At 48.1% G+C, this 21491-nt stretch carries 22 protein-coding genes; 12 read left to right on the top strand and 10 right to left on the bottom strand.

The window, feature by feature from the left end; genetic code table 11:
* Nucleotides 1-288: 288 nt before the first annotated feature.
* Nucleotides 289-2034 carry a sensor histidine kinase gene (locus HNR77_RS26430; RefSeq protein WP_184190647.1) on the bottom strand — a complete coding sequence of 582 codons (1746 nt, stop codon included), beginning with the start codon at nt 2032-2034 and terminating at the stop codon, nt 289-291.
* Nucleotides 2031-2792, bottom strand: coding sequence for a response regulator transcription factor (locus HNR77_RS26425; RefSeq protein WP_184190646.1), 762 nt, complete (start codon nt 2790-2792; stop codon nt 2031-2033). Before HNR77_RS26425 ends, HNR77_RS26430 begins: the two co-directional genes overlap by 4 nt.
* A 222-nt stretch (nt 2793-3014) precedes the next feature.
* On the opposite strand from HNR77_RS26425, the gene HNR77_RS26420 reads away from it, so the two are divergent.
* Complete coding sequence (locus tag HNR77_RS26420) at nt 3015-4073, top strand: M23 family metallopeptidase (RefSeq protein ID WP_184190645.1); 1059 nt, start codon at nt 3015-3017, stop codon at nt 4071-4073.
* A 164-nt stretch (nt 4074-4237) separates the two neighbouring features.
* Complete coding sequence (locus HNR77_RS26415; RefSeq protein WP_184190642.1) at nt 4238-4741, top strand: GNAT family N-acetyltransferase; 504 nt, start codon at nt 4238-4240, stop codon at nt 4739-4741.
* Nucleotides 4742-4835: 94 nt separating this feature from the next.
* Here the strand turns inward: HNR77_RS26415 and HNR77_RS26410 are convergent, their stop codons facing one another.
* On the bottom strand, nt 4836-5327 hold the full coding sequence (locus HNR77_RS26410) for a DinB family protein (protein ID WP_184190639.1): 492 nt from the start codon (nt 5325-5327) through the stop codon (nt 4836-4838).
* Between the two features lie 295 nt (nt 5328-5622).
* On the opposite strand from HNR77_RS26410, the gene HNR77_RS26405 reads away from it, so the two are divergent.
* The 10 genes from HNR77_RS26405 (at nt 5623) to HNR77_RS26360 (ending at nt 15555) form a co-directional block, all read left to right on the top strand.
* A complete protein-coding gene (locus HNR77_RS26405; protein WP_184190637.1) occupies nt 5623-6042 on the top strand; it encodes a hypothetical protein in 420 nt (139 codons plus the stop codon).
* Nucleotides 6039-7328, top strand: coding sequence for an ammonium transporter (locus HNR77_RS26400; RefSeq protein WP_111268235.1), 1290 nt, complete (start codon nt 6039-6041; stop codon nt 7326-7328). The genes HNR77_RS26405 and HNR77_RS26400 overlap by 4 nt, the downstream gene beginning before the upstream one ends.
* Nucleotides 7329-7474: 146 nt before the next feature.
* The gene (locus HNR77_RS26395; RefSeq protein WP_184190636.1) at nt 7475-8434 is read left to right on the top strand and encodes a DUF1963 domain-containing protein; all 960 of its coding nucleotides are present in this window, start codon (nt 7475-7477) and stop codon (nt 8432-8434) included.
* 235 nt (nt 8435-8669) lie between these two features.
* Nucleotides 8670-9128, top strand: a complete 459-nt coding sequence (locus HNR77_RS26390; RefSeq protein ID WP_184190634.1) for a DinB family protein — start codon at nt 8670-8672, stop codon at nt 9126-9128.
* Between the two features lie 130 nt (nt 9129-9258).
* Nucleotides 9259-10215, top strand: a complete 957-nt coding sequence (locus HNR77_RS26385) for an aminoglycoside phosphotransferase family protein (protein WP_184190633.1) — start codon at nt 9259-9261, stop codon at nt 10213-10215.
* Between the two features lie 17 nt (nt 10216-10232).
* Entirely contained in the window at nt 10233-10979 is a 747-nt protein-coding gene (locus tag HNR77_RS26380) for a response regulator transcription factor (protein ID WP_184190631.1), read from the top strand.
* Nucleotides 10980-11045: 66 nt separating this feature from the next.
* Nucleotides 11046-12182 carry a sensor histidine kinase gene (locus tag HNR77_RS26375; protein WP_184190629.1) on the top strand — a complete coding sequence of 379 codons (1137 nt, stop codon included), beginning with the start codon at nt 11046-11048 and terminating at the stop codon, nt 12180-12182.
* Between the two features lie 120 nt (nt 12183-12302).
* On the top strand, nt 12303-13007 hold the full coding sequence (locus HNR77_RS26370) for a TLC domain-containing protein (protein WP_184190627.1): 705 nt from the start codon (nt 12303-12305) through the stop codon (nt 13005-13007).
* Nucleotides 13001-14878 (top strand): transglycosylase domain-containing protein, encoded by a 1878-nt coding sequence (locus tag HNR77_RS26365; protein ID WP_184190625.1) that lies wholly within the window; start codon nt 13001-13003, stop codon nt 14876-14878. The genes HNR77_RS26370 and HNR77_RS26365 overlap by 7 nt, the downstream gene beginning before the upstream one ends.
* 131 nt (nt 14879-15009) lie before the next feature.
* On the top strand, nt 15010-15555 hold the full coding sequence (locus tag HNR77_RS26360; RefSeq protein WP_184190624.1) for a DUF2569 domain-containing protein: 546 nt from the start codon (nt 15010-15012) through the stop codon (nt 15553-15555).
* An 81-nt stretch (nt 15556-15636) separates the two neighbouring features.
* Here the strand turns inward: HNR77_RS26360 and HNR77_RS26355 are convergent, their stop codons facing one another.
* The 7 genes from HNR77_RS26355 to HNR77_RS26325 all read right to left on the bottom strand — a co-directional run bounded on the left by HNR77_RS26355 (nt 15637) and on the right by HNR77_RS26325 (nt 21363).
* A complete protein-coding gene (locus HNR77_RS26355; RefSeq protein WP_184190622.1) occupies nt 15637-16095 on the bottom strand; it encodes a threonine/serine exporter family protein in 459 nt (152 codons plus the stop codon).
* Between the two features lie 18 nt (nt 16096-16113).
* The gene (locus HNR77_RS26350; protein WP_397367611.1) at nt 16114-16941 is read right to left on the bottom strand and encodes a threonine/serine exporter family protein; all 828 of its coding nucleotides are present in this window, start codon (nt 16939-16941) and stop codon (nt 16114-16116) included.
* A gap of 219 nt (nt 16942-17160) precedes the next feature.
* Nucleotides 17161-17466 carry a hypothetical protein gene (locus tag HNR77_RS26345; RefSeq protein ID WP_184190620.1) on the bottom strand — a complete coding sequence of 102 codons (306 nt, stop codon included), beginning with the start codon at nt 17464-17466 and terminating at the stop codon, nt 17161-17163.
* Nucleotides 17467-17534: 68 nt separating this feature from the next.
* Complete coding sequence (locus HNR77_RS26340) at nt 17535-18578, bottom strand: S66 family peptidase (protein WP_184190618.1); 1044 nt, start codon at nt 18576-18578, stop codon at nt 17535-17537.
* Between the two features lie 14 nt (nt 18579-18592).
* On the bottom strand, nt 18593-19936 hold the full coding sequence (locus tag HNR77_RS26335) for a DUF4179 domain-containing protein (RefSeq protein ID WP_184190616.1): 1344 nt from the start codon (nt 19934-19936) through the stop codon (nt 18593-18595).
* A complete protein-coding gene (locus HNR77_RS26330) occupies nt 19933-20448 on the bottom strand; it encodes a sigma-70 family RNA polymerase sigma factor (RefSeq protein WP_311768682.1) in 516 nt (171 codons plus the stop codon). The genes HNR77_RS26335 and HNR77_RS26330 overlap by 4 nt, the downstream gene beginning before the upstream one ends.
* A 447-nt stretch (nt 20449-20895) precedes the next feature.
* The gene (locus HNR77_RS26325) at nt 20896-21363 is read right to left on the bottom strand and encodes an NUDIX domain-containing protein (protein WP_397367619.1); all 468 of its coding nucleotides are present in this window, start codon (nt 21361-21363) and stop codon (nt 20896-20898) included.
* Between the last annotated feature and the right edge of the window lie 128 nt (nt 21364-21491).

Below are 21491 nucleotides of genomic sequence, written 5' to 3'. Positions count from 1 at the left end.
CAGTTAAACGGAGGTTCGAGACCACGGCTGCAGAGGGGTAACTTCGGTCCGTTCGCTGAAGAAGGTCTCACCAATCCCTTCTCTCTCTGGGCAGCACGCAAACGAAATCTTGTCTCTGGTCATTGCCAAATATGAATGGACCATGCGAATCGAATTCTTTAGGAAAAATTCAGATACGGTGATCCAGAAATGTACAACATTCATATTACCATTTGGAACAGGTGTTACTTGAGTGTCGATTATATAGACTGAAAATGGAAAGGTCAAGTGCTAGATTGAATCAGGCAATTATGAATCCCAGATCAGCCGAATAGTGGTTCCTTTCCCTGGTACAGAGCGGACCTCAATGCGTCCTTTCATCGCTTCGATCAGACCCTTGGTGACCGCCATGCCCAGCCCGGACCCAATGTCAGAAGTGCCTGTATCCGTACCCCGATAATATCGTTCAAACAGCTTCCATACCATCTCGGGGCTCATGCCTTGACCATTGTCAGCAAATTCAATCGTGAATTCACCGTCTCGTTCACCTTTAAGCACACGAACAACAAGAGTAGCTTCTGGCGGGTTGTGGAGCAGTGCATTAGCGGTCAGGTTATCTACGATTCGTTCAAAAGAAGGTATGTTCACCAGCCCGTATACAGGCTCGTCAGCAGGTTGAAAAAGAATACGCTTCTCCCCATAGGCGGGATTACGCTCGGCTCGGTACACAAGGTCACGAAGCAGCGCATTTACGTCACTTTGTATGACTTCAGGCTGGTATCCTCCGCTCCGCAGCCGATAGGTCATCGCCAGGTCATTCACAAGCCTGTCCATGTACATCGATTTGTCTATCATGATACCTGCGAACTCCCGGACTTCCTCTGTCGTCCAGCTGTATTTGTCCGTTTCCAGCATATGAGCGTAGCCCTGGATGGAAGAAAGAGGTGTCTTGAGGTCATGCGTGATGCCAGCGATCCATTCCTCTCGAAGAGAATCTGTCTGTTTCCGTTGTTCTTCATTCTGCTTGAGAGTATGGGATAAGGCCTGCATGGAATGAAGCACCTCGCCATACACTTGATATTTACGCTTCCATTTTCCATTGCGACGCTGACTTCGAGGAATTCCCGAGACCCCTGTTGGCTCATCGTAATGTCCTTTCTCCAGAAGCTGCAGCCACTGCAGCATATGCAGCATCGGGGAACCGAAGCGATTGGCGTACCATAATGCCAGCAAAACCAGCAGCACAATGATGGACAAAATCAAGACAATCAATGCCGGCTCCACAATAAAAGCGTAGGGGTTGCTCTTCTCGGTGACGGATGGATCAACCGGTACACTGAGCAGCCAGGTCGTTTCATGTTGTTCGTCATACCACGTTGATACAGAGATGCCAGAACGATTGGGATAACGGACTTTAAGAACGAGATCCTGAATGCTGTACTCGCTAGGCACACCCACAGCCGGCTTATTATAGGAGGTTATCTCCTTCCCGTAGGTATCCAGAACTTGAAGATAGGCATTTGATTTTCGAAAAGCCTGCTGCTCAACTGGCTTTACAGTGAGTTTTCCGTGGTCATACAAGAGCTTTGCACGGACCTGATCCATTAACGATTTGGCAACATTCTTTTCGCCATATAACAATGTGAAATTCTTCCCGTCCTTCTCTCTGATGAGCATGGAGAGTTGGTACGGGAACGCTTTTTCCGCTACCCAATAGGCGATTAATTCACCAGGTTTGTAGGAGCTCGGGACATCAGGCGGGACGTGGTAATCGTCAATTACAGCCCCTTTTTCATCCAGAACCTGCAGCCATCCCTTATTTTTATCCACCTGCTTCAACAGATTGGAATCGTAGCGTATGGTGTTATCCGGCAGGATCTCCGCGGTATTAATAAGCTGATCCAAGCCGTAGTTTACAAAATCATCCACCAAATTTACTTCATTGGTTTTCTGTACAACCCAGAAGGTGACAAGTGAGCCTAACAAAATAATCAGGAGCACAGTACCCGTAAGCATGCCGATAAACCGGGTCATTAATTTGCGGCGAATACTCATGTCTGCACTGCACTTCCAGCTTGAACCAGCTTGTATCCCAGACCGCGCACATTGACGAGAAATACCGGATTGGACGGGTCTGCTTCGATACGTTCCCGAATACGGTGGATGTGCACCATAACGGTGTTATCATCGCTGATGGCTTCGGAGCCCCATACGCGTTCATACAGTTCTGATTTGGTGAAGATTCGGTTAGGATGCTTGCAAAAAAAGAGCAGTAGTTGGAACACGAGTGCCGGACAGGTGACGGCCTTTCCTTCGACACGAAGCTCTCCGGCCAGCTCATGCACCTGAAAACGACCGTAATTATATACCCCTTGTGGTGTATTCGAGGATGACGTTTTTACGTATTCCTGGTTGTTTTGTTGGACGCTTGAAGCTTTGGAAGGCAGATAACGATTCAGCAGCGACTTGATGCGTGCGACCACCTCAAGCGGATTAAATGGTTTGACAACATAATCATCACCGCCAACGGCGAAGCCTGTAAGCTTGTCATAGTCTGTTATTTTGGCGGTCAGAAACAGAATAGGTGCATCCGTAATTTGCCGTAGAAAAGGACAAATGTCCAGGCCGCTTCTGCCTGGAAGCATGATATCAAGCACGATGCAATGATACGTTTTATTGCTGCAGGCCTCGAGTGCAGCTTCGCCTGTAGTCACCGTGTCGATATCGAAAAACTGTTCTTTGAGCAGCACGGTTTTGAGCATATGCAGAATCGCTTGTTCATCGTCAACAAGCAGCAGCGAGACGTGATCCATGGTGTTAAACTGCCCCCTTGTATTTCCTTTTCAGTATATTGTTCATATCATATCATTCTTGGGACAGCTTGGAAGAGTTGTTGTCTTAACAGAACCTTAATTATGACGTTTAAAGTCTGGCGATAAATTTAACTAGATGTAAGTGAGGGTTAGACGAAGCATAAGACTCATGATGTAGATTTGACAGAAGAAAGAAAAGATAAATAGAAAGGGTGTTGAATGATGAATAAGAAATGGAAACTGCTGCTCCTGACGGCGACAGCGTTTGCTGTACTCTCTGCTTGTACAAGTAACAAAATTACCTCTGATGAAGCAGTGCAGGCTGAGAAGCAAGCTACAGAACAGGTAAAGGATCAGGATCAAAAGGATAACGGTGACACTACAAGCAAAGAACAAAATGATGGTTCAACAGCTCAACAGGTAACACCAGATAATCTCTTGGATACATTGACGAATGGTTCCAAAGATGCAATTTATAATCAGTTTACTCCTGACATGAAGCAAGCTGTATCCTTAGAGGATTTCAAGGCGTCTGCTGACAGCTTTTTGAAAGGAGTGAAGTCGTGGAAGCAGGTGGTAGATGCTGAGATGAATGGTTTGACGGAACATGCGTGGACAGACGATACAGGAACCAAGGGGATACTCGCCTATTTTACAGAAGATCATCAGATTGCCGGATTAAGCATTACTCTACTGGAATCTCATCCGGATACAGATAACAAGTTAACCAAAACCGAATTTCAGTTCCCGATGAAAGGAGAGATGTATGTCTTCTGGGGAGGTCATAGTGTTCTGGAAAATTATCATTACGAGCATGAAACACAGCGCTATGCACTCGATATTGTTCAGACGAAAGACGGGGCGAGTTATCAGGGAGACGCCAAGGATAATGCCAGCTATTATGCTTTTGGTCAGCCGCTCTATGCTGCTGCGGATGGTACGGTAGTGGAGATCAAAAATGATATCGAGGATAATGTACCTGGCGTGATGAATCCGGAAGAACCGGCGGGGAACTATGTCGTGATTGACCATGGCAATCAGGAATATAGCATTACTGGACATATCAAAAAAGGCAGCGTAGCCGTGAAAAAAGGGGATAAAGTCAAGCAGGGTGATCACATCGGTGATTTGGGTAATTCGGGCAACTCTAGTGAAGCTCATTTGCACTTTCAGGTATCTGATGGTCCAGACCTGTTCACTTCGCGTTCGCTCAATATTCGCTGGGCGGATCAGAGCCAGGAGTTGACGCGGGGGAATACCGTTCAGGGACTGCCGGAGTGATCTGAACAAGGGTTACCATTTTACAGATTCATTGGATGTTGGGATGTCGGGGTATTTTACATGCTGTACGCCAGCTTCCGTTTTCCATTATAATAGCCTTTATCACCGGAGTGGATTGTGTAAAGTCTTTAGTTTGACTTGTATAAGTTGATGGAGGAATCGGAATGGAACTGGAAAAGGTAAAGATCGAATACGCGCGTCTTGAAGACTTGCCCGGTATTGTAGCCATTTATAATTCAACGATCGAAAGCCGCATGGTAACGGCAGATCTGGAGCCGGTGACGGTAGAGCAGCGCCTGCCATGGTTCAATGAGCATACGGCGGATCGTCGTCCATTGTGGGTAATGAAGCTGGATGGGCAGGTGGTGGCATGGGCCAGTCTGAGTTCATTTTATGGGCGACCTGCTTACAATGGCACGGTAGAAGTAAGTGTGTATGTGGATCAGCATTGCCGCGGAATCGGCGCAGGAGGACGTTTGCTGAAGACGGTGTTTGACGCATGTCCTGCACTGGGGGTAACGACGATTCTTGGTTTTGTGTTTGGGCACAATGAGCCGAGTCTGGGGTTATTACGCAAACATGGCTTTGAACAGTGGGGGTTCTATCCCGAGGTGGCTGTGCTGGACGGTGTGAATCGGGATTTGGTCATTCTGGGTAAAAAAATCTGACTGGAGCCGCTTGCGTGCGGCTTCAATGTAAACATAGGAAAACCTCCGTATCCACGATGACGTGGCTTGCGGAGGTTTTGTTCGTTTTATGATATCAGAAGCCAAGCTGCTGCTTGATCTCCAGAATCTGCCCTAGATGGCGCTCCTCATGATAGCTTGTGAAATCAATCCACTGCGCAAGGTCCATCTCGCCGAAAGCCGGGTGAGGGAACGACTTGCTGCGTAGCAGGGCAACATCATGCTCACGTGCAAACTGTTCCAGTGCTTGATGGGACGCAGCCAGATCGTTGCGAATATCCGCAAGTGCCTCAGGGTCAGTTGGTGGCTGCACATGAGGAGGGGCTTCAACGGATCGGCTGCGGTCCAGAGACATTTCATAAGGTTTTTTCTCAATGGACACATTTTGTTCTTTTTCCAATGCAAGACGAGCTTGCTTGGTGATTACATTTTCCATAAGATTCAAGTGCCGCAGCACTTGTATAATGCTCCACTGTTCGGGTGAAGGCTTCTGATTCAATTGATCTTCATCTAATCCAGAGATAGCCTCCCAGATTTGATTGCGTATTTCGTCATTACGTTCAAACATCATTAACATCCTCTCTGTAGGTTTATTACAATAAACATTACGGTTTGTATATGTGCAACGGAACATATGGGATCCTGTTTAATCAGCATAGAACATAGAAGGAGTAAATGCGAACTTCACCTATATTTCCTCTTGTTAGATGAATTTTTGGAGAAAACAAAAAACATACCCTTGAATTGGGTATGCTGAATCGTATACATCGTCGTCTGTAAAACGAAAAAAAGATTGACGGGCACTCCCCGGCAAACTATAATCGGTAACAAGTAACTTGATATGTAAGGAGTCCTGACATGATATGTTAGTAATCGACGAGGTGTATCACCATACAGTATTGCAAATATCATCGTCCGATCTATTGTACCTTATCGAACGGTTGAAGGTCAAAAAAGAAAATGAGATCGACACACTCAAGCAGAAGATTGAACAGTTTGAACAGAAGCGGCGAGCCGAGGAAGTGGCGTACCAGTCCTTGTCGCCTGTACGCAAATGGTTTGCAGGGCGTCCGGCTTCTCACCACCAGGCGGTGGAATATATGGTGCAGGTGAAGGAGCGTTTTCGCAAGATGGAGCAGATTCGCAGACGCATTCGTGAGCTGGATCTGATTGTGGAACGCATTCAACTCGCTGAACAGCATCATCAGGAAGAGATCGAGCTTACACCCGAGACGATTCGCGAAATCAGACAGCTTAGTGAAACGGAGGATGTACAGGCATGACTTTGGAGACGTTAAGCTCCGGGATCGACACCGTCTGGGTTGTACTCAGTGCAGCGATGATCTTGTTGATGGAGGGCGGATTTGCCCTGCTGGAGGCCGGGTTTGTCCGATATAAAAACAGTGTGAACATTATTATGAAGGTGTTTGCCGATATTACAATCGGTACATTATTGTTTTACACCATCGGGTTTGGATTGATGTATGGTTCAGATGCAGGTGGTTTCGTGGGTGTAACAGGATTTTTCCTGAACGGAGATCTTTCCCATCTGGATGTGCCGGTATCGCTGGAGACTTTCTGGCTGTTTCAGGCGGCTTTTACGATTGCGGTGATATCCATTGTGTCCGGGGCGGTAGCCGAAAGGATCAATTTCAGGGCATACCTTTTGTATATTATTCTAATGACAGCGATTATCTATCCGATTGGCGGACACTGGGCATGGGGCGGTGGCTGGCTCAGTCAGCTGGGCATGCAGGATTTTGCAGGATCGGCAGTCATCCATGCTCTGGGCGGCTTCTCTGCGCTGGCCGCAGCGATTATTATCGGGCCGCGCAAAGGCAAATACACACCGCTTGGTGTGAGTGCGATCGCACTGCCGAGCAATCTGCCGCTGGCATCAGTCGGTGCCTTCCTGCTGTGGTTCGGATGGTTTGGCTTTAACGCTGGCAGCACTTTGAGTGCAACTGATGTCAGAATCGGTCACATAGCTATCGTAACGATGCTGTCTGCGGCAGCAGGTGGTGCGGCTACGTTACTATACACCTTGTTCCGCTTTAATCGTTCGGATGCGCCATCTGTCATTAATGGTTCACTTGCGGGATTGGTTGGCATCACGGCTGGATGTGCTTTTGTAGGTGATCTGGCTGCGATATTCATCGGTGCGGTCTCCGGTCTGCTGATGATGGCCGCCACCAGCTGGCTGGATCGCATGCGGATTGATGATCCGGTCGGCGCTTTTCCTGTACATGCCGTCTCGGGAATGTGGGGAACAATCGCAGTAGGGCTGTTCGCTACGGATGGCGGGCTGTTCATGGGCGGCGGCTGGAAGCTGCTTGGCGTTCAGGTGCTGGGGCTGACTGCGCTGGTGCTGTGGGGATTTGCGATGACCTGGTTTGGACTCAAGCTGATTGGCAAGCTTGTTCCTGTCCGTTCCACAGAGGAAGAGGAGGAACTTGGCCTCGATATCAGTTATCACGGGGTGATGGCTGCCCACCAGTCGCATGAGTTTCTGGATGGCGAGGAGCATATGCTTGCGTATCAGGAGAAGTTTCCTGATTCAAATCGATAACATGAGTATATGAAGTGATAGGGGCTGACGGAGTCAGCCTCTTTTTTACACAAGAAAGCAGGGAAAAAAGACAAGGCGGAAGAATATACAGGTGTGAGCGTGAATAAGTCTCAGCATAGGTGTAATGTCAAAAAGGGAGGATCTATATGATTAAGCCGGAACAATGTGAACGTCTGACTAGAAAAGCTCGTAAAACCCTCGAAGAAGAATACGGTCTCGGTGCTGTTGCCGATCTGGTGCTGGATGCTGGACGCTGGGGTATTCGTCTGGATGTATCCACAACGGATCAATATCGCAGAACGGGGAATTCGCGTGTAGGCGGGCATCCTGATCTGCCGGAGGATCTGGACTGGCCGCTGACAGAGAACGGGGTGCCGATGACTTTTCTGGCCCAGCTGAATATGGTGGATCTGACTCCATACACGCCGAATGACGGACGCGGAACGCTGCCGGAGCGGGGCATGCTGTACTTTTTCATTGGCGAGGTGCAAGCTGGCTACCCGATTGAACATCAGGTGATCTATGAACCTTCAACACATCATTTAGTGAGACGCGAGCCTGAAGGGGACACTGCGCTGGGGGGAAAACCGACGGTAGCTCATGCCGTTACGGTATTGCCTAACCTTGAGGTTCCTACATATCCGTATATAGACGCATCGGCATTAAATGAACGACAAGCAGCTCCAGCGATTGAATTCGGGGAAGAGGCTGCTGTTGAAGCTGCCGAGGGCAGTTTGTTTGACCGTTATCTGGAATTTGAATCGGATTGGAATCATCCAAGCCCGCTGAACTGGGGTGGTATGTTTGGTTATCCGGAGGGGCAGCATCCCGATGCAGAGCACCAGGCATTAAGTTATATCGAGCTCGGTGAGGCTTACAATGGCGATGAGCGGGAATGTATGAACAAGCTGACAGCGCACTACGGTGGTGATGAGGAACGGACCTGGGAAGAGCTGTCGGATACATTGCTGCTGTTAAAAATAGATACGCATGATGCCATCGGCTTTCATTGGCTGGACTGCGGTGAGCTTCAATTTTTCGTTCGAGGTGCGGACCTGGAGGCTGGTCAATTTGACCGCACATGCTGCTTGATTTATTCAAGCTGATTGGCCGCGTGTAAAATGTTGAGTCTAACCCATTGTTGTATTCCATATATTAGGTGAATAAATATTCAGAATTTGTAACAAAATGTCCCAAGCTTCCGTCTATATGAAGGAGCAGGGACTTTTTTTATGCAAAAATGTTAGCTGGGGAAGGGAGAAGTTTATATATAAAATGGATTCATTGGCTTGAAATGAGATCATATGTTCTGTATAATGTAATTAAAAGGAAGTGGTGACGTTGATTCAGTCTGCATTTAAACATATCGATACGGCTGTTACATCTTTAATGGAAATCTGTGATCAATTAAGTGAGGAAGATTTAACTATAGCACCGATCGAAGGGAAACGAACGATAGGAGAGCTGCTTTCCCACCTGGCTTTAGTCTGTCGGGCAGACTTGTACATATCCGAAGGTGCGTCCGAGCAAGAAATGACTGATTTTTATAATGAAAATCGTGTGTGTACTCTTCAGCAGATCAAGCATGCGCTTATTGAGAATCGGAACTGTCTGTATCAACGGTATATGCAGTTTACGACAGAAGAATTGCTCCAGGTCACAACATCCTATTGGGGTGCTTCTTACACTCGTTTGGAGTGGCTGCTTGAGATGATGGGGCATATGTATCACCACAGGGGACAGCTCTACACTATGTTGACACTCACCGGCAGAGAGCCTCAGACGGCCATGTTTGTTTGAACGAATACATAACCAAATACATATAAGCTGTGTTGATTAGAATATAGGGTTTGCGAACAAGGCATATACAGCGTCACTAATCCATCGTGGTGATTTTATACATCATACAATGATCAATGGAGGGCTGCAAATGGCGGAATTCAAGCATGACCATCATCCATTTTCAAGTGTCAATTTAATTGAGTTTATGAAAGGCATACCTGAGCTTCAGAACGCGGTACAGGTTGAACGTATCTCAAAAGGATATTCCCTGGATCACAAGTTTAAAGTTGTTACTCCTCATCTGGGGAAGGTGCTGCTTCGGGTTTTTCCTCACAGTGAACTGCAATCCAAGCAAACAGAGGTTCACCTATTGGAACGGTTAAGACAGATGGGAGTTTTGTGCTCTGCACCCCTTGGCATCGGGGAGCTGGATGAGAACAACGGGTATATGATCCTGAGTTATCTGGAGGGCGAGGATGCCTCTGAGGCGCTGCCTCTCCTGAATGAGAAGCAGCAGTGGTCCATCGGCATGCAGGCAGGAGCGCAGCTGAAAAATATTCATAGGCTGCCTGTAGAGAAGCAGGCCGAGTCCTGGTACAGCCGCAAAAGCAGGAAACATCGGCGTTACGTGGACAAATACAGAGAGTGTTCTGTTGTTATGAAGCAGGATCAAGCCATTCTGAGCTTTATTGAGGACCATCTGGACTGCATGAAAGGACGTCCTGATTATTTTCAGCACGATGATTTTCATCCCGCCAATCTCGTCATAAACCAGGGAGAATTGGCCGGTGTGATCGATTTTAATCGTGCAGACCAGGGAGACCCTGTACATGAATTTCTGAAGCTGGGTTTATTTGCGACGGAGACCAGTGTTCCCTATTCGATCGGACAGGTACAGGGGTATTTTGATGGTAATGAACCAAATGAAGAATTCTGGAGAATGTATTCACTGTATATGGCCATGGCTCTGGTATCTTCCGTGGTGTGGATTCAGCACGTAAAGCCGGAAGAGACGGATGAGATGATGATGAAAATTGACCGTGTACGTGAAGATCACGATGATTTTCGCAACTTGATCCCAAGGTGGTATACTGTGAACAGATAAGATGGAATGAACGTTGCATGAAGCCTTGTAACACTTGTGAGACAGAAAGGAACTATGCCGTGGCACAACCAGCATCAATACTGCTTGTCGATGATGAGCAGGATATTATTAAACTGATGGAAATTTATTTTAGCAATGAAGGGTACCGGATTTTGAAAGCAAATGACGGAATACAGGCGCTGAAGCTGCTTGAGACCGAAGTGATTGATCTGATCATTCTGGATGTCATGATGCCGAATATGGACGGGATTGAAGCCTGTATGAAGATTCGGGAGCAGCAGAAGATGCCGATTATTATGCTGTCTGCAAAGAGTACGGATATCGATAAAATCACAGGTCTGAGCATTGGGGCTGATGATTACGTAACCAAGCCGTTCAATCCGCTTGAACTCGTAGCGCGGGCCAAATCTCAGCTTCGCAGGTATCACACATTTAATGATGGCAGAGAGAGCAGGGAGTACGAATGGGTCATTGATGATCTGGTGATCAACACGGATACACATGAAGTATGGGTAGATGAGAAAGCTGTTCATCTGACACCCCGTGAATTCGCTGTGCTGGAACTGCTGGCCCGTCATCAGGGCTCTGTACTGAGCATGGAGCAGATTTATCGGCAGGTCTGGAAGGAAGAGTTTATGGAGTCCAACAACACTGTTATGGTCCATATTCGTAAACTCCGTGAGAAGATTGAGCCAGACAGCAAACATCCCAAATTTATTCAGACCGTGTGGGGTGTCGGATACAAAATGATTAAACCACAGTAATTTGATTTAATTATGCAGTTTGAAAGATACAAGCAGTATGAAAGATACAAACAGGGAGTTTCTTTAATGAATTCGAAACTGATCAACACGGTACGATGGAAGTTTATTTATGCATTTCTGCTGAGCGGTGTGTTAACGGCAGTCATTCTGTATGGAGCATCCAAGCTGGGCGAGTCGATTCTGGAAACTCAGCGTTATCCGAATTATACGATCCCGGGGCAAGCCGTTCGATGGCTGGTAAATCATATTGGCTCCGTTCCGCTGATGATTGCTGTTGGGATCATCAGTTTTGTGCTGTTTTTCTTCCTGTTTACCCGTAAAGTCATGGTTGTGCTGGATGAGATCACGGCTGGAATTCAGGAGGTAGCCAAAGGTGAACTTTCACATCGCATCGAGGTGAAAACTTCCGATGAATTCGGCGTGGTTGCCGCGAGTATTAATCAGATGGCGGAACAGCTGCAGCGATCCTTGCAGGAAGAACGAAGTGCAGTAGCTGCCAAGAATGATCTGATTACAGGCATATCACATGATCTGAGAACACCGCTGACTTCGATCCTTGGCTTTCTGGAATATATCGAGAAGGATCGATATCAGGACGAATTGGAAATGCGATATTACGTCAGCATCGCCTATGAGAAATCTTTGACCTTACGCAAGCTCATTGATGATTTGTTTGAGTATACGCGGGTCAGTGGAGGGAGTCTGCCTTTATCCTTGAAACCGCTGAATCTGAACCCCTTCCTCATGCAGCTTGCCGAAGAGTTTGCTCCCATGCTGGAGGAGGCAGGTATGACTTATACAATGGTTGGGGCCGAGCAGCCCTTATGGATTCAGGCAGCTCCAGGGGAACTGGTGCGAGCTTATGAGAACCTGTTCAGCAATGCCATTCGTTACGGGGCACAGGGCAAGCTGATGGAAATTGGACTTTCACTTGAAGACGGAGAGGCCGTTGTACGTATCAGCAATTACGGAGAACCGATTCCGGCGCAGGACCTGCCACATCTGTTCGAACGTTTCTACCGCGTGGATAAATCACGTTCTCGTGATACTGGAGGTACAGGGCTGGGGTTAGCCATCGCTAAATCAATGATCGAACTGCACCAAGGGAGCATTGCTGCAACCAGTGAACATGGTCGCACCGATTTTGTGACCCGTTTTCCGGCTATTACTCCACCAGCATCGCATGCTGGAGAAGCGGAATAGGTTTTATGGATCCGTTTGGATGAAAATTAAGAATTTGATAAGAAGTTAACAAAGTCCTTTTAAGAAGTATTCGGTATGCTACCTCTATCATTTGCTGGAGCATGAGGGAGGATACCGAATATGGATACAAGAGTAAACACAGTTCGAATGAAATACATATATATCTGCGGAGCAAGTGCGGTTCTGAGCACCGTGCTTCTTTTTGTTAGTTACCAGCTGATGATTTTGGTGTATCGTTTCGTATTCCATGAGGTTGCGTGGATTACTCTACTGGTGCATTGGTGCATTAATGTCATTGGAAAGAAGCCGATACTTTTGGTGGCAGGTGGAGGGTTGTTTGCGTTGTTTTTCTGGATTCGCTCACAGAAAATCGCTGATGATGTTGGACAGCTTGTCCGGGGAACGCAGCAGCTTGCAAATGGACGGATTCCTGAGCCAATCCGAGTGTTGAGCAGCGGTGAACTGCGCCAGTTAAGTGATCAGATCAATGGGATCGCCGCCCTGATGGCAAAGGAAGCCGGGCATCCTCAGGTTTCCCGTGTGAGACCCAAAGAAGCCGAAGCTGTCACTCATGTCCAGCCTCAGGTGGCAAGTAAACGTACGGCCTTGCCTGTTGAGCTTACACTGTACGGCATTCAATCAGCATTGGAGGAGCTGATGAACGGGCCGGGCGGGAAGGATCGCGAAGTGCTGCATTGGGCAAAAATGGCGTATGAACAGACAAACCTGCTCCGGCATGCGCTTGAAATCCCCGACTGGAGCAATCGCAACAAGCAGCAGGAACAAGACTTCACACAAGCTCAAGCTGAGGAAGCAAAATGTTAAGTGCGAAAGTCAAGCGCTGGGTATACCGAACGTATGATGTTGGCGTCATTGCAGCCGTTCTGCTGGTGATGTTATATGTTTACCTTCACACATACGGTAACATGGTAGTCCGTAGTTCATCAAAAGTAGTGCAGGGGGTATCCTCAACGATCATCCTGGACGAAAATGGACGGGAAATAACACGGTTGAAGGTATCAGGTCGAGGCTATTCAGCGTATGCAAGTCTGCAGGACATGCCAGAGATGCTGGTTCAGGCTTTTTTAGCTACGGAAGACCGGCGCTTTTATCGTCATTCTGGTTTGGATGTCATTGGTGTGGGCAGAGCAGTGGTACAAAATATGATACATATGAACTGGAATCAGGGTGGAAGCTCTATAACACAGCAGTTGGCCAGAAATCTGTACCTGAACGGAAACAAAACGATGATCCGCAAAATAAACGAGTTATCTCTCGCAATCGAGCTGGAAAAGAAATTTTCCAAAGATGACATTCTGGAAATGTATCTTAATCAGATTTATATGGGACAGCAGCAGTATGGAGTCAAGGCAGCAGCTTTGCGTTATTTTGGTGTGAAGGATCTGAAGCAGCTCGAACTGTGGCAGATCGCCACGCTGGCGGGCATGCCTAAAGGCCCTTCCATCTACAATCCGATTGATAACGAAAAGCTGTCCAAAGAGCGCCGGAGTGTAGTGCTTTCTTTAATGCATAAACAGGGGATCATTACCAAAAGCCAGATGCAGGAGGCTGCATCTGTCGAATACAAACCTCCACGCTCAGCGTTGCTGAACCTGTCATCAACTCCAGCATCGGATGGGCACGGACCTGCGTACATATCAGCCGTGGATGCAGTAATCCAGGAGGCTGCTCTTCTTACAGGCAAGAGTGAAGCCGAGGTTCGCTCCGCAGGCTGGGTTGTACAAACGGGATTAAACCCAAGCGCGCAGCGGGCCATGGAAGAAACCTTTGCCGAAACCGTCTGGTTTCCGGATGATCGAGAAGATCAGCAGGTACAGGCCAGTATGGTGCTGTTGGATCAGCATAATGGTGAAGTAAAGGCCATGATGGGTGGCCGAAATCCCGCGAAGGGGGATATCAATCGTGCGCTGATTGATGCGAGACAGCCTGGCTCGGTGTTTAAACCTGTTATTGTGTATGGTCCTGCATTGGAATCAAAGAGATTCATACCAAAGAGCATGCTGCCTGACCGGTCGATAAGATATGGCAGTTATCAACCAGACAATGTGGGCGGCAGATATCGAGGAACGGTATCGTTGTCCGAAGCGCTGCAGCAGTCTATTAATTCACCGGCCGTATGGCTGCTGAATCAAATCGGATTGAGCGAAGCCAAAGCGTTTGCCCAGCGACTGGGGATTGAATTACAGGCCGAGGATATGAATCTTTCCATTGCCCTCGGTGGATTGCATCAGGGAATTTCACCAATGAAGCTGGCGCAGGCTTATGCTGTTTTTGCCAATGAAGGCAGGCTGAACAAGGCACATTTTATACGTGAGATCAGAGATGCACGCGGGCGGGTGATCTATGCTCATCGCTCTGAACACAGACAGGTGATATCCAGACGCACGGCTCAGGAGATGACCCATATGCTGCAGCAAGTGGTTAGTCGTGGGACAGGAAAGCGTGCCCAGCTGCCTCAGGAGCAAGTAGCAGGCAAAACGGGTACAACACAGGCGGCCTTCCCGAATGCGCCCAAAGGGGCGAACCGGGATATTTGGTTTGCCGGGTATACGCGAGAGTGGACTGGTGTTGTATGGATGGGGTTTGATTATACGGATGCGCAGCATTATTTGAAGTCAGGAAGTGGGAGCGCAGCGGCCTTGTTCGCGGCGGTGATGAAACGGGCGAAGAGATGATGAGATAGATGAAGTAATGAAGGGAATAAGTGGTACAGCCAACCTGGTTGGTGAATAAGTCCTTTTTATAGCGTTTCATACAGATGTTGAGATATAATAGGTGCTCCTAGATCGTTTATAAGGAGGCTAACATGAACCGTCCAATTGCTGGTTCAAATGAAGAACGGGATGTTTACTCGTATAAAAGTGGAGCACGTACGAAACGTTCGGGTATTTCCGGCCTGGGTGGCTGGTTGATTTTAATCCAGATTAGTCTGTGGGCTTCGCTGGTATTTCTACTCTCGGACCTGTCAAGTGTCACAGTAATTATGGACCCTGCAAGGTGGGAAGGCAGTCGAGGGGTTGATCCGCAAATATATACCGAAGTGATCCGACCGATCTTGTGGTTTGGCTTCATCAGCAGCATCCTTCTGTCTGTACTGGTCATCATAAATCTTGTTCTGTTATATCGGAAGAAACGACTGTTTCCCCGTATGATGATCATACAGTACATTGTAAATGCGATCATCAGTGTAGTTACCTGGATTCTGATTGCGCAGCAGGAGATGGGAAGAGAAGTGCATGTGCTGGATGCACAGCCGGCCTTTCAGGTGATTGTTCGATCCCTGCTTGCGTGCTGCATCTTTATTCCGTATTTTCTCAGATCGGTGCGAGTAAAGAATACGTTTATCCAGTAACTGAAATTATGATGCAGGTCTGAAAATTAAAGAGACCCACTGAAGCAAGCCGAAGCTTGCAGACAGTGGGTTGTTTGTTATTCATTTGGATGCGGATTTGACGCGGCCTGAACGAGACAGGCTGCGAATCATCTGATTCAGTACCTCGGATAATACCAATCCTACGGCAATAGCACCGGATAACATCAGTGCTTTGGCAGCCATCTCCATCGCGGCACTGTAATCGTTCTGAACAAAGCTGCGCATGGCGTTATATGCAAGGCCGCCGGGCACAAGAGGAATGATGCCTGCCACGCTGAAAATGATGACGGGGGCACGAAACATGCGAGAGAACAGCTGGCTGATGACACCTACGGCGACTGTTGCTGCCAGAGTAGCGGGAACAGCATCCGCTGCATATTCAAGCACAATATAGATGATCCAGCCGATCATACCAACAAATCCGCCGTGAAGCAGCATACGTCTGGGGGCATTGAAGATAATGCCAAACGCTGCCGATGCAACAAAACTTGTCAATGCTTGCTCGATAAAATGGAGCATTTCCTGCATACCTCCGTCTTACATCAAAAGTGAAAACACGACGGCAATACCCGTGCCGATAGCAAACGCCGTCAGAAAAGCTTCAGCGCCCTTGGACAAGCCTGACACCAGATGTCCAGCCATCAAGTCGCGTACCGCATTGGTAATCAGCAGTCCGGGTACGAGCGGCATCACGGAACCGATTATAATTTTGTCCCGTTCAAAGCCTGCTCCAATATAAACGAGCAAAAAGGCAAGCATGCCGATGACAAAGGACGCCGTTAGCTCTGCAAAAAATTTAACACGCACCCAGCGGTGAAAGAGAATAACGGCAGCATAACCTGTGCCTCCGCAGATGAGCGCTGGTAGAAAATCACCCCAGCCTCCGCCGAACATGATCGTGAAGCAGGCACTGGATAAGGCAGCAGCGGCCAGCTGAACTGCATACGTGTAACCTGAAGGTTTCCGTTCAATCTCCAGCAGCAGCTCGTGTGCTTCCTGAACCGTAAGCAAGCCTTGTCCGATCCGGCGTGAGACGGCGTTGACTTCAGACACTTTATCCAGATCGGTCGTACGCTCGGATATGCGAATCAACTTCGCTGGCTCGGTGGCATCCACCGAGAAAAAGATGCCTGTAGGCACAACATAGCTTTGTGAATGGGGCAGGCCAAGCGCTGCGGCCATACGCTTCATCGTATCTTCAACACGATAGGTTTCGCCGCCGCTCTGCAGCATGATTTTGCCAGCAAGCAGACAGATGGCAATCACATGAGAGTGCTCCTCTGGTTCAGCAGCATGCTGACTTTGGTTACTGATCTCCGGTTCGGGGTGAACAGGAGAATCGGGTTCATGATGTATGTATTTCAACCGGATCAAGCTCCGTTTCATATAAAATAAGGCATCGACATCATTGTACCACATTTCACACGCTCGTAAGCAATCGCAGGCCACATTGTGCATCGAGCTGCCCGAAGGGGCCTGTGCGGCGCAATAAGGGTACAGCCTGGATTAATGGAGAATGGCCTCAAGTAAACCCCAAAAAGCTTCGTCCTCTTCCTCGTAAGGATGAAGGCGAAGCTTTCTGTATTACATGAGCAGTGTAATCACGAGCAATTCATACAGCACCAGCGGCAGAATGGTTGGACCAAACAAAGCACGCGGTTCAGGATAACCGTGCATCGGTGTCACCTGGAGATACAGAATTCCGCGATCTGCATTAATGATGACACCTTCCCAGACCTGACCGTCGATGTTCTGAACTTGTACTTTCTTGCCGACATGCTGACGAACGGTATGATGCAGCATATTCCGTACACTTTGCACCGATTGCAGCATTGGCTGATTGGCCTGATATACAACGCGGGCGGATGTTGTGGTTGGTGATTCAGACATGATGCACAACCCTTCCTTGAAATAAAATCTTTCTTGCTACAAGGTATGCATCTGCCTAGAAAAGGTGATTACACAAATACCATCCTGAGTGATCCGCTGCCCTTTTCGTAACTGACTTGCCCCATCGCTCCATTAACAAAGGTGATCTGGGGTGGGATATGTCCTAGGTCTACATCATACAGCACAGGCACGTTCAGATCACCAAGAGCACTGGAAAGGGCATCCGTAAATGTAAAATCAGCTGTGTCGGAATACCCGGCGGGCCGACCAATGAGAAAACCGTTCGCCCCGGTAAACCACCCTGCCTGTCTCATCTGCCATAGCCGCCGATAAATATCACTTGCATTCATCTCGCAGCTTTCCAGATACCAGATGCTTCCTTCGTTAGCACAGTGCTGCTGCAGGTAGTTTTCTACAGGTGCAAACGGGGTACCGATAAGACAAGTGATTGTGTCCAAGCAGCCGCCAAGCAGCCGACCAGCGAATCGAACAGAGGAAGCTGAGTTTTCTGCTGCTCCAAGCAGCTTCCAGCACGATGGTGTGTCCAGATTGAAGCCGGGCACTTTCATGTTCCAATCGGATTGACAATGAGTAGAGGATATCTGTGTAATCTCTTCCCCAGCGCTGGTTTGTAACACATCAAGCCAGCGGGCAGACACAGCATCCAGCTGGGCCGACCGAATATCCATAAAATTGGTACCATGCGCTGAAGCCGATCCCGTTAACAGCGTATAAGCAAAGAGGAACGTACTGATATCCGAATAGCCAATAATCCATTTGGGCGGTGATTGCTTTAGCGCATCCCAGTCCAGCAAGGGTAGAATATCCAGCAGAAATTCACCGCCCCATGGCGGGATGACAGCCTTTATGCTGGAATCTAGCATAAAGGCGTTCAGTTCAGCAGCACGCGTATCTTTGGGAGCACTCACACATTTGGCATTGTGGCGAAGTGAAGAGCTTTCCTTGACGTTGAAGCCAAGGAGCTGCACCTGAGCTATACTGTCTTCCAGGTAGTGATGCATGGCTTCTTTTACACCACTGGAGGGTGCGGTTACACCAATCGTATCGCCTTGCAAAAGCGGCTGTGGATATCGGACTGAACGTAGGTTCATGGTATGACCACCTTTCAATTATCAATAGGAATTTCAAGTGAAAATGGTGCTTTTACTCGGTAAGGGTAGGTAGAAATCTGCATCCGAAGCTCACCATGTAATTTTCCGCCATTTTCAATTGTAGATGAAACTGTAGTATGATTCTGGTCTTTCCCGTGTCCGGGACTCCAGCTAGAGCCTGGAACCTGATAAGAATGACCTGAGCTGTCCTTCACTTTACTGAAGGAGAGCACAAAGCTATTTTCCATGCTGTCTGGCACGGAGAAATCAATCGTCAGATCTTTACCTTCGACCTTGCTGCCAAGCATTTGAAGTCCAGGAGGACCACCAGTAATCTCATGGGTTTTCAGGTTGAGGGTGAAATCGAGTTCCTTTTTATCCAGACCTGAGAAGCCCGAACCTTGCAAGGTCAGCTTTTTGGGTTTGGAGAAGTACATGCTCTCGAAATAGATGGAACGTGTATCTTCACCCATGGAAGTGTCCGTTCTCCAAGCCCGTCCTTGTTCATCGACCAGTTGCAGATCGCTGAGACCGAAGATTTTTTTGGTGTTGCTCGAATCAAGCTGTACATCAAGCACTACACGTGTTGGATACATCGTAGCCTGCTTCACCTGAATACGTTGTCCATCGATGACTAACAACTGATGAACAGGTATGACCTTTTTCATTCCTTTGGTCAGATTTTTATCTACAGGCAAGGTTACTTTCCATACACCTGGTTTAGCTGCGTCTCTGGATTTGAATACTACGGTTAACACATCCGGAGGGGACGTTTCGTTGGGAAAGGTGACATCAATATAGTTTTCATACACTTGATCTTCTGCATCCGAATCGGAATGGAGAGTAGCATACCCAAAACTAACCGGAAGCTGTTTGCCGCTCCCATCGAGCAGATCAATGTCATAATCAAATTTCTCCGTATTTTTCATGCCTTTCATCTTGTAAAAAATAACCATGCGTGACTCGTCCGTAATAATACCCTCCACGGTGACAGAACCCCCATCATGCTCATCGGTGATCCCGACCTTCTGCAACAGGGACTGATCGATAGCCATCATAAGTCCTTTGTCCTGACGGATCAAGCTGACGACACTTTCCATGCCAGGCAGTTGCTCTACAAAGGAGGCAAAAGCAGGAGATACCCGGATACAGCCGGTAAACAGTAGCACAAGTGCAGCCGCCGAGATCGAACTGGTCAGCCAGCGCAGCCTGGTTTTTCGTTTACGGGAGACTTGACGGATGCCAGCTTGTACCGCTTGGATTGCAGCTGCCTCTGGCACACTTATCGCATCATATTCATTCTTGCGTGCCTGAAGTCGTGATTCCAGGTTTTCAAATGCATTATGCTTATCGGTCATGAGGAAAGTTCTCCTTTCGGTTCAAGTTGATCGCGGAGCTTTCCCAGCGCACGGTGCAGTCGTGATTTGACAGTTCCAGCGGGAATGTCGAGGATATCCGCGACTTCGGTGAGTGAGAAACCTTCAAAATAGCTTAAAATAATAATCTGTTTGTATTCCGGCTCCAGTACAGATACAGCAGCGGCCAGATCGGGGTCCTCGGGACGGTCCCAACGGCCTGTTTCCTGAACTGCGGATACGGGACTGAAGCGATGCTTATGTTTCCGTTCGTCAGCACAATAATTGAGAAGAATACGGATCAGCCACGTACCGAAGTAAGAGGGCTCTTTCAGTTTTTTTAGATTACGGTATGCGCGGTAGGTGGATTCCTGTATCGCTTCCAGTGCATCTCCTTCATTATGCAGATAAGCATAGGCGATTCGGTACAGGCGGCTCTGATGCATTTCCATTAAGGCTGCAAAAGCCTCAGCATCCCCTTTTTGTGCGGCGAGGGTAAGTTCGGCAGGGGTCACATGGGGCCTCCTTTCAGGATGTTGTTTCGTATTAGACAGGGAAAGCGACCGAACGGTTCTCGTTTTTTTTTGAAATTCATTCATTCACTGACGATATAAGTTAAACTATTTTTTTACACATTAACGGAGAGGACAGAAAAAACCTGAAAAAGCGAAAGCGTTCGCCTTTATCACCGGATTTTCCGTTTAGAAAGGGGGAATCAAAAAAATCTGGGGATAACAGCGATTGGAAGGTTATTCTGTCATCGGAGTGGCTTGTGTAAATTCTTCAGTTCAACTTATATATAACTTATATAGATTCAAGTTCATTCAATGATACAGCAAAAAAACCGTCATGCTCCAAAGGGCACTGCTGCTCCAATGAGATTCTGACGGTTATAAGTGTAGCCTTAATGAAGGTTATAAGTGTTGCTTTAATGAAGGGCGGGGGCGAAATCTCTTGCAGCTTTACTGCGCATCATGGTTATACGGCTTGCCTGTATATCGCTTTTTCGCTGCTTCCAGTGCCGGGATGGCAAAACTGGCGAGCGGAGCAGGCAGCTCATGCAGCGGGAACCAGCCGATCTCGCCAACTGCACCACCTTCCTCCATATTGCGTGCTTCCCCGCCGATAACTCTGGTGGAATAGAGCATGGATATCCAGTGCTCCTGCTGTTCAGGGCGAATCGTTTCGGCTGTACAAAGCAGTTCGTCGATGGCGATATCCAGATTCACCTCTTCTTTGATCTCACGAATGACTGTTGTCTCAAGCGTTTCATATGCATCTACTTTTCCGCCGGGAATACTCCAGGTGTGCTGCTCGGGTGCGCGATTACGCCATGCAAGCAGCACCTCGCCGCGTTCATTCAGAATTACGGCACCTACACCGATTCGGGGAGAGACATCTGAGTTGCTAGTGGCACCACCCGATCGGATCGAACTTGCAGAATCGGGGAAGGAAGGGGGGGACATTCGAGCATCAGAAAACAAGTTTACATGCTCACCATGTTCATCATGCTCACGGAACCCGGCCGCCGGCCCAAAAGAAATCGGGTATCCGGTCT

Source organism: Paenibacillus sp. JGP012 (assembly GCF_014203995.1).
GTDB classification, from domain to species: Bacteria; Bacillota; Bacilli; order Paenibacillales; family Paenibacillaceae; genus Paenibacillus; species Paenibacillus silvae.
This window is presented reverse-complemented; position numbering and strand designations above follow the sequence as displayed.